This window comes from Nostoc sp. UIC 10630 (genome assembly GCF_010747425.1).
GTDB lineage: Bacteria > Cyanobacteriota > Cyanobacteriia > Cyanobacteriales > Nostocaceae > Nostoc.
In genome coordinates this window covers 1-9,686 of the sequence record NZ_JAAGOG010000251.1, presented here as the reverse complement: position 1 = coordinate 9,686, position 9,686 = coordinate 1, and the positions used below count along the sequence as shown (strand labels likewise).

At 39.4% G+C, this 9,686-nt stretch carries 7 protein-coding genes; 1 reads left to right on the top strand and 6 read right to left on the bottom strand.

Annotated elements, in window-relative coordinates:
- Nucleotides 1-1,156, bottom strand: a 1,156-nt coding sequence (locus tag G1O98_RS33600) for a DUF262 domain-containing protein (protein WP_163937757.1), incomplete at its 3' end; no start/stop codon positions are given.
- Between the two features lie 509 nt (nt 1,157-1,665).
- Between G1O98_RS33600 and recA the strand changes: the two genes are divergently transcribed.
- Nucleotides 1,666-2,745, top strand: coding sequence for a recombinase RecA (gene recA, locus G1O98_RS33595; protein ID WP_163937754.1), 1,080 nt, complete (start codon nt 1,666-1,668; stop codon nt 2,743-2,745).
- A 219-nt stretch (nt 2,746-2,964) separates the two neighbouring features.
- On the opposite strand, the gene G1O98_RS33590 is transcribed toward recA, so the two are convergent.
- The 5 genes from G1O98_RS33590 to G1O98_RS33570 form a co-directional block, all read right to left on the bottom strand.
- Nucleotides 2,965-3,687, bottom strand: coding sequence for an FHA domain-containing protein (locus G1O98_RS33590; RefSeq protein ID WP_163937762.1), 723 nt, complete (start codon nt 3,685-3,687; stop codon nt 2,965-2,967).
- A gap of 588 nt (nt 3,688-4,275) precedes the next feature.
- Complete coding sequence (locus G1O98_RS33585; RefSeq protein ID WP_163937751.1) at nt 4,276-5,880, bottom strand: serine/threonine-protein kinase; 1,605 nt, start codon at nt 5,878-5,880, stop codon at nt 4,276-4,278.
- 403 nt (nt 5,881-6,283) lie between these two features.
- A complete protein-coding gene (locus G1O98_RS33580; RefSeq protein ID WP_163937748.1) occupies nt 6,284-7,114 on the bottom strand; it encodes a phytoene/squalene synthase family protein in 831 nt (276 codons plus the stop codon).
- A 513-nt stretch (nt 7,115-7,627) separates the two neighbouring features.
- Nucleotides 7,628-7,771: a hypothetical protein gene (locus G1O98_RS33575; RefSeq protein WP_163937745.1), complete on the bottom strand. Its 144-nt coding sequence runs from the start codon at nt 7,769-7,771 to the stop codon at nt 7,628-7,630.
- A gap of 534 nt (nt 7,772-8,305) precedes the next feature.
- A partial coding sequence (locus tag G1O98_RS33570) for a choice-of-anchor D domain-containing protein (protein WP_163937743.1) occupies nt 8,306-9,686 on the bottom strand: 1,381 nt, incomplete at its 5' end.

Below are 9,686 nucleotides of genomic sequence, written 5' to 3'. Positions count from 1 at the left end.
AATAATCATATTTTATGAGGCATTCTTCAAACTGTTCTCGTACTTTAATGAAGTCATTGATTTTTTGTCTTTTATCAAGTTCCATTACAAAATCAACTACAGCGAGTAAAGATACTGTTCTATGTCGTCCCTCTTTTGAGTAAAAGTATATAACTGGATGTAACCCCAAAGATGAGGGATGATTACTATTTAATCTATACACAATCTTTCTGGTCTTCTTTAAAATCTGTATTGTTGCTTCACCAGTTAAGTCATCATTAATTCCCTTATTATTAAAATCTAGATTGTTAACAACATTCACAAAATCTAGAATTAGTGGCAATGTTTGCGATGAATATAGTTTTCCTCCAACTGGTATGTCCAGAGTTTTTATAGGAGTCTTTAACTTAGGCGCAAAAAGTATTTCATTAATCTCTTTGGCTATTTCTTGTATTTGATATTGTGTTTCATTTGAAAAAGATGACCAATATTTGTGCCCTTTGCCGCTTCTGATAATTGCACGCGCTGCAATACTGTTAGGCTTTCTCCTAGATTCAAGGAGTTTTAGCTCAGTTTTATCAATTGGTGCAGCTTGTTGATTAATTTTGAAGAATGAACTTTCTGCTTTAGTTGCATCACCTTCAACCCATTGAAGTTGAATTGCCAAGGCTGCTAGATTTTTAGCATATTTGACAACTTCGGGTTTAACTTTATCAGGGTATGTGGAAGCCAACTTAAAATCATCATACGAACCGACTGTTCTGTTTACTAATTTTCGCGTTTCTTGAGCAATTTCTAGTTGTTCATCAGAAATTACCCCATCATAAAAAAGTTTTGAAATTTTCCCATCACCATAATCATCATTTACCCAAGCAGATAAAGCACTTAATCTATGGCTACCATCAATTACAAACAAGTAGCCACCTGTACTTCGCCATAAAATAATTGCTGGTATTAAATCGCCCTCAATAAAACTTTTGATAAATTCACAAATTCTATTTTTATCCCATTCGTTAGTTTCTCTTTGAAAATCAGGTTTTCTGATGTTTGAAAAGAAGAATGAGTCTATCTTAAGGTCTTCAATAGAAATTGTTTCTTTTTTCTTGCCCAGATTAATATTTTCTTCTACATCAAAATCTTCTCGTGGAATCAGAGCATCTAGATTAACTTTAGCCATAATGTTTTCCCCTGTATTGGTATAATTATACGTCAAGCTTATAGGCAGCAAGTACGACTGAGCATCATCGCCTCTCAAAGCTGAAAGTCACCTAAAGCATTGAAAATCCCTTTACTACTACCCTAAAAGCCTTTTACATCAATCCCGACCCAATGAAGTCGCTGTAGATGATATGCTGATTGGCATGGCGATCGCTCCTAATTTAGCAACCTCCGCAAATACTCACGAGTCCGGTTCTACTGACAGTGTTGTTTAGCTAATTTATTTTTTCTTTGAAAACCCTTGCTTACCCAGCCAAAAAAAGCTATCTCTGAATGCAAGTTGGTATCATTGTGCAAAACTACCCTAATCTGGTAGCGATCGAGTTACGATCTTGTCACACCCCTTTTTTGATTTGAGAAGTCCTATTCCAGAATTTTCTGGTTAAAATAGTATATCTGTTCTACTCAAGCTCCGAAACCAACACTTCTTAAAACCATATATTTAGATTAGAGGCATTAGAGGCAGAAATGGCTATCAACACCGATACTTCCGGCAAGCAAAAAGCACTGACTATGGTGCTAAACCAGATTGAGCGCAGCTTTGGTAAAGGGGCAATCATGCGCCTGGGCGATGCTACCCGGATGCGGGTGGAAACAATTTCTAGTGGAGCGCTTACCCTAGATTTAGCATTAGGTGGTGGTTTACCCAAGGGGCGGGTCATAGAAATTTATGGGCCGGAAAGTTCCGGTAAGACTACAGTAGCGCTACATGCGCTCGCCGAAGTGCAAAGAAATGGCGGTATTGCTGCCTTTGTTGATGCTGAACACGCCCTTGATCCTACTTATGCTGCGGCATTGGGTGTAGATATTGACAATTTGCTGATTTCTCAACCTGACACTGGCGAATCAGCTTTGGAAATTGTCGATCAGCTTGTGCGTTCTGCTGCGGTTGATATTGTAGTCATTGATTCAGTAGCTGCACTGGTTCCCCGTGCTGAAATTGAAGGTGATATGGGTGATGCCCACGTTGGTCTGCAAGCGCGATTAATGAGCCAAGCACTACGTAAAATTACGGGTAATATTGGTAAGTCTGGTTGTACAGTAATTTTCATCAACCAGTTGCGGCAAAAAATCGGTGTTACCTACGGTAGCCCAGAAACTACAACTGGTGGTAACGCATTGAAATTTTACGCTTCGGTGCGTTTGGATATTCGTCGGATTCAAACCTTGAAAAAAGGTACAGATGAATATGGTAATCGCGTTAAAGTCAAAGTCGCCAAAAATAAAGTAGCGCCGCCTTTTAGAATAGCGGAATTTGACATTATTTTTGGTAAAGGTATTTCTACCTTGGGTTGTGTTGTTGACCTAGCAGAAGAAACTGGCATTATTATCCGCAAAGGAGCTTGGTATAGTTACAATGGCGATAATATCTCCCAAGGACGAGACAACGCCATTAAGTATCTAGAAGAAAAGCCTGAATTCGCTGAAGAAATTAAGAAACTGGTGCGTGAAAAGCTAGATAAAGGCGCTGTTGTTTCTGCTAACTCTGTAGCTAAAGCTAGTGAAGAAGATGAAGAGGAAGATGTCGATGTAGAACCAGAAGAATAAGGAATGTGGATTTATTAATCTGCAATTTTGAATATGTAGTGGGTTACAAAAATAGCTAACCCACTTTTTGTAAAGAATTGATCGGTTATTCGTTAGGCATTTCTAGTTCTAATCAGGTAAAAGTAAGGGCACAACAATTAACATTGTTGTGCCTCTACGAATTGTATATATTTCACCCAATTGAAAATTATGGCAATTTTCAATTTTTTAACTGGGATTTTATGGTATTTGTCTGCTAAAAAAGCGGTCTAAAATTTCTGATTTCTGTTCTGAACTGAAGTTGTCATAATAATGTTCAAGCTTCTCAAATAATCGGGAATTTCGGAAAATCTCTAAATTCTCATCTACTTTCTCAGGTATATATTTTTGTTTATCACGCGGAAAAGAAAGTATTTCTACTTGATTGTCATTTTTACGATGCACAAGCTGCATCAATAACTCCATTGCTACAGTTGGCAAAACACGGCACGTATAATTCACAAAAAAATCAAAAGTCATATTTCCTAGACGGATGCGATCGCCATCTTCAAGCTTGATCGGCTCTAAAGCGCGATCGCCATTCACAAATGAGCCATTGGTACTGTTGAAGTCTATGAAGTAGAAGCCTTGATCGTCAATATATTGAATAGCCGCGTGGCGACGAGACATATAGTTATCAGCAATGCAAATACCACTGTTCTGATTACGACCTATTGTCCATATCTGCTGTGGCTGTCGTAAACTTTGGGTCTGATTGTCACACAAGTTAGTCATCAAATAAACAGTAGACGTATCCACTACACCATGTACGTAACGTACCTTCATCTTTCTCAACGACGGTTGAGAAAGGTTTTCTAGCTGAAGAATTTCATCTAGAAGGCTGCTGTGGTGTTCATACAATTTAAGGAATACTTGATATAAAGTTAATCGCCGTTCTATTTCTGTTTGTGCAAAGTCAGCCATGATATATAAACCTTGTATTGCCTGATTTCGGTTGTGACTATTCTGCTTCAGCCTACAATCAGGGATAATTAATTTTTCACTTTCTGCTGCCATCTGAAAACTTGAGTGGCTTAAGAGCGTTAGATTTTACAGCTTTGCTTTTACTTACCAGAACCCCTGTCGTTTATAGCAATAAAAAGCATATAAATACTTATGAAAAACTATTGTGATGCTTTATTGTTTATTGTAAATAATCATTCGTTATTTGTAACAGATGATTATTATAAAGATTTGATTAAGAATTGCCAATCATCACCGTATTTTTGCTAGATAAGGGGATAATTCTTAATATTTGCAAGAGTGATGGCTATCGAGCAAAGCAACTATAAAAATTCTGAGCTGTTCATAATAAACCAATACGCACTCTGAATAAATCTAAGTTTTATCAAGAAAAATAAGAGTTAATTTATCAAGCCAATAAGGAAATCGAAGCCCTGTGAAACAATACAGTTTCAACTAAGACTTGCTCCTCTTTAAACCTCATTAAAAAGTAGGGAAATAATCTAGAAGCCAGTAGCTTGCTCTGGCTCCAAAATCTCAACTTTAAACTTACAATAAACCTCGTTTACCATTGGGGCGGATGGTCATCCAATTTGTTTTTGCTAGTGCTAGCTGCTCATCAGAAATCTTGGCACTAGTGAGATTAGCACCACATAGATTAGCTCCTCGCAGGTTAGCATTGCTGAGATAAGCATTACTGAGGTCTGCACCTCGCAGGTCTGCCCCTTCTAAATCAGCATGGTTAAAGTATGCTTTGGTCAAATTAGCATCCTTGAGATTTGCTTTACTAAGGCTGGCTCTGCCAAAGTCACTATTGTGAAGATTAGCTCCCTGGAGGTTAGTTTTTTGCAATTGAGTGGAATGGAAATTTGTTCCTGATAAGTCAGCACCTTGCAGGTTCAACAAACTTAAATTGTGAAGAGCAAAATCTCGTCTTCCCTTTTGATAGGCGGTTAACAAACTTTGGGTATCTAGCTTACGCTCAACTTTAGAAATTTGAACTTGCGAACCATTACTATTGCTGTTAGCTAAAGTGGTTGATTTGCCCATCCCAGAACCCTGGTGTGATCCAGCAGCTTCTGCTGCCTTAGCTCGTCTGGCACGAATTGCTGCCGCTACCTGTGCCACTCCTGCACTAGTGGCAGCAACAGAAGAGTTGTTACATAAAACAGCAGAATTTTCCAGGTAGTTGTGTGTTCGCTCTTTAGACCCAGTATCTGATTTAATCAGTAAACCCTTCGCTAAACTTTCTAAGTATGGTTCTATTTCCAATGCTCTAAGAACTTCTGCGGCTGACTGATAGCGATTACGTACAGAAACCTCTAACATCTTTCGTAATACATTGCTCAAGTGATCGCTCACTTGCACAAGTTGCTCCCATATCATCTCGCCAGTGTTGGGATTGTAATCTAAATCTTTAGGAGTTTTGCTAGTCAGTAAATAAATACATGTCACCCCCAGAGCATAAATATCACTGGCATAGACTGGACGCATAGCCATTTGCTCTGGAGGTGCAAAACCAGGAGTACCAATCGCATAAGCAGTTAATGCTGTTTGTCCTGATTGACTGATTGCGCCTTGGGTGACTTGGTTTTTGACGGCACCAAAGTCGATAAGTACCATCCTGGCATCTTGAGTGCGACGAATTAAGTTGGCTGGCTTGATATCACGATGGATCACCTTTTGCTCGTGGATGTATTGGAGGAGTGGTAGAATCTCGCTTAAGAATTGCTTGACTCCAGTTTCGGTCAAGATACCGTTAAGTTTGACCTCCTCCTGCAAGGTATCACCACTGATATATTCTTGAACTAAGTAGAATTGTTCATGATCTTCAAAATAGTCTAGCAACCTTGGTACTTGGGGATGATTGCCAATCTTACCTAGAGTTTTGGCTTCTCGTTCAAAGAGTTCTCTGGCCATCTGTAAAACGTGTGGGGCGCTTCCTGATGGGCGTAATTGTTTGATTACGCAACTCGGTTCTCCTGGTAAGCCTTGATCGTTGGCTAAGAAGGTTGCTCCAAAGCCACCTTGACCTAATGGTTTGATCACCTGATAGCGATCGCGCAACAGTAGTTGCGAGCCACAAGACTGACAACTTTGGCTATTTACCAAATTTTCTGGATTGGGACAGATAGGATTTAAGCAGTAGCTCATGCTCTGTCAACTCGCTGCACGAATAATCACGGGGAGCGTTACACTCTCTTTCAATTATTTAGACATTAATCAATTCTTGCCAGGTAATTTTTGCTGGAAATCCTTTGAAGAGTTCCTAAAGTTTACCTGGTATTACGTAAATGGTCGCAAAAATAATGCAATTTATTATACTTATTATTAATAAATGTTTGAGTTACTTGTTTACATTGCTAGAACAGGGTAAAGTCTAAGACTTTGAATCCAAAATCCCAGTTCCACTCGAAACACACTAAAGTTGCCATCCAAAATTCAACCAAAATTGGTATTAGAGGGCAGTGCCCATCCTACAAAAATCGCTGTAGGATTTTGGATGCCCGAATTTGGAGGCAATTTAGAATTATCTCCATTAGTTTTAACAGACTATTTAGCTGGCTTTCATATTCACACTAATTAGCTGTTCGATAAGTGCAAAAACATCACTGCGGCTGAGTTTCTCTTTACCATTAGCAAGAGCATCAAGGGTGCCATTAGCCAAGGTTAAGGGAATTTGGCAAAAATCTAAGGCTGGGCCGGTAGGAAGGTCTTTGGTGTAAGCTTCTGCCAGAGCTAGATTGCGCCGCGCATACTCTTGCATATTTTCCGCACTCCAGCCTTCTGGAAAAAAGTCTACCCCACGCCTTAAATCTTCAGTGTGGTTACGCAGGATATTAACTGCTTGCAAACCGCGACCAAACCCAATCGCCTGGGTACGGTTCGTTTGTGTTCCATCGTACCAAGTCCATAAGTCCGAAAGTAACAATCCCACTGCGCCTGCAACCCCAAAGGTATAACGATCCAAATCAGATTCTGTATAAATTTTCCAGTTTCTTTCTGCCCAGTAAGCCATTCGGTCTGACATTGCAGCAGTGGCATCCCAAATTCGAGGTGCAATAGTCTCAGGTGCTAGCAGCAACCATTCTCTAATTCTCAGAGTGACTTCTTCTAAGGTATTTTCATACCCATTAAATTCTGTAAAGAAAGCCTCTACTGCGAAGCCATCAACCCCTGCCTGTAATGTCAGGCTAATGCTTCTTAACAGCTTTGCTTTAGTTGCATTATCTATTTCGCGATGATCTTCAATTTCATCAATGGCACGCATACACAAATATGCTGATGCTACTGCTTCTTGTAATCCTGGCGGTAAAAGACTAATTGGGATATAAAAAGTTCGGCTAGTTTCCTTGAGGATTTGCAATGCATCTCTACGTAAATTCATGTTTCCACTCCCCGATTGATTTTTGCACCACATGAAGTTTGCAGTTTTTTTGATGATACTGGATATAGTTTTAACTAAACCTTAAAAACTATAGACTATAAGATACGCTAGTATTTCATCTAAAAATTAATAGTTTTTGGTGTTGCAATTAACAAAACTCTCAACTTTATCAAAGTCTAGTCTAGTATATAGGCTTTTGGTTGCAAAAATATGTAAGGTGTTGTTTGATATAGCTTTCATAAAGTTTTAGTGTAGATATAAAGAATTATGCTAATATTTAGTTGATTAGCATCAAATTTTCTCCATGAGCAAACATCCCTTTTAGGGATTTATAAAGTGTTTTAAGTCTGCGTTAATCTGACTAACTCAGTGGCTCAAATTGTCCTTGTCTGGGAAAGTGTAGACACACACCTGGATCAAAATCGGTCAACGGTGCTTTCTTCAGGATTTCTACGTTAATTAGTCTACCCAAGTGTAATACTTCTAACTCCTGCTACATCTTATGTATTGATTTTAGGTCTGGAGGAAAAATATTGCTGTCAAGTAGTTCCAAGTCGCAGTTAATGTTTTCTTGGGTAGCGATCGCCTCTCTTCTGTAGTATCAATTACTGTTGTATAATTTTGGGCAACAAGTTTTACACCCTCTTTGCCTTGCATTTGCTCCAGCTAGTGGTAGCAATAATTCAGTAACCTCGATAAGTGGGTCGTTGCTCTTGCTGTTTGACTGCCATCAATAAGACTATCATCCAGCACGTCCACTGATTATTTTACCTGCGTCGGTTAAAGTACTTGACATCCATGCTATCCCAGCACCGACAACGCACACATCTGCCTAAGTATTTTCGGTAAGTACAGGTTGAACTAGGACTGCTACCGTTGTCATCCCAACATAAATAGTTTTACCAGCGTCGTTTTGCATATTTTTTCTGAGTTTTTAGCCTAACTTATCTGCTGGAAATACAGTTATAAAGGTCAGAGTAATGAAAAGGTAATCTTAAACCAAATAATTCTGCACACTTCATTTTGCTCTACTCTACACCGTATTTTTTTCGCCTTGTTACTGATGATATTTGGTATTTAAATCGCAAAATTGTAAGGGCACAAATATATTGCGCCCCTATGTGTGTGATCTATTTAATTGAAAGTCGATTAATGTTTGGATTACACTTTCAATTAGTTTACCCAACCCAACTATGCTTGAATGATGAAGTCGGAGGCAGTAAGAGTGGGCGCACTAGTAAGTTGTGCAAATTGACCACCAGTGCCCAAACCAGCAGCGCTACCATTTTGATTGTATAGTAACTGTCCAGTCATAGAGTCGTAGACAATCACAGCATTGCTAAGTGCCCCTAAACTGGTGATTTGAAAATTACTAGCGTTACTAAAACCCGTTCCTACAACAGAAGTAATGGCACTAAAAGTAGTTTTATCCAGAACAATCTTGTCACCATCAGAGTGATTGAAGTCAGCGATGGTATCAATACCCACAGTAGTGCTAGTAAAGGCAGCAGTGGTATTGTAGACGAAAGCATCAGCACCACTACCACCGATGAGAATATCATTACCTATTCCACCAATGAGAAGATCATCACCAGCACAACCCCGCAGTAAATCATTACCACTGTTGCCATTGATGGTATCATTGCCCCCTTGACCATTAATCACATCGTTGGAGTTGTCAAAACCGACGATGTTATTGTTCAATTCATTGAGAAAGGTGATGGTGTTTTTGTTGAAAATGCTCGTTTGAGTAGAGTTGGCATTAATCACATCAAAACTGTCTGTAATACTGGCTTGTCCGTCAAACAGAATATTACCAATGGCGGGTCTTGTTGCCAATGCGCTTACGTTCTCCAGGTTTTCTAACTTAAAGTTTTGCAGAGTAACTTTGGTATTGGCCACGCCTTCAAAAGTAACTTCTAAGTCATTGCTATTTTGAGTTAATTGCAGATTTCTCGCAGTCAAGCCAGTCCCAACAAATTGCAAGGTATCTACTTTGGCAATCACCGCAGATGAAGGGTTTGAGTTAGTACCTATACCGCCAAAGTCTGTGATGATGTCATTGCCATTGTTTAGCTGTGTAATAAAGATGTCATTGCCAGCAGTGCCATTGATAACTTGAATTTTGGGTTTAACTATGCCATTAATAACAAAGTCAAAAGAGCTTTCATCACTATCGTTGTTGCCTAAAATCAGAGTGCCACCATAGGTTCCAGGTGTAGTGGTGTTGAGTGCCACTGTGATGGTGGTGGAAGCATTTGCAGCCACACTTGTTGGCAGAGTTCCTACCAAACTAAATCCGTCGGGAAGTTTGAGATTACTGAGGTTGAGTGCAGCTGTACCTGTGTTCTTGATGGTAAAGGTTTTGCTGAGAGTATTACCAGTAATGACATCGCCAAAGTTAATCGCAGTAGTGCTGCCATCTGCAATATCAACTGTGCCGTTAAGAACTTGAATTTCGGGAGCCGGAGCAGGTTTAACTATGCCATTAATAACAAAGTCAAAAGAGCTTTCATCACTATCGTTGTTGCCTAAAATCAGAGTGCCACCATAGGTTCCAGGTGTAGTGGTG

Excerpts from the sequence above, each read along its gene's own strand:
- recA (WP_163937754.1), top strand. The coding sequence starts at position 1,666 with ATGGCTATCAACACCGATACTTCCGGCAAGCAAAAAGCACTGACTATG.
- G1O98_RS33590 (WP_163937762.1), bottom strand. The coding sequence starts at position 3,687 with ATGGCTGACTTTGCACAAACAGAAATAGAACGGCGATTAACTTTATAT.
- G1O98_RS33585 (WP_163937751.1), bottom strand. The coding sequence starts at position 5,880 with ATGAGCTACTGCTTAAATCCTATCTGTCCCAATCCAGAAAATTTGGTA.
- G1O98_RS33580 (WP_163937748.1), bottom strand. The coding sequence starts at position 7,114 with ATGAATTTACGTAGAGATGCATTGCAAATCCTCAAGGAAACTAGCCGA.
- G1O98_RS33575 (WP_163937745.1), bottom strand. The coding sequence starts at position 7,771 with ATGCAAGGCAAAGAGGGTGTAAAACTTGTTGCCCAAAATTATACAACA.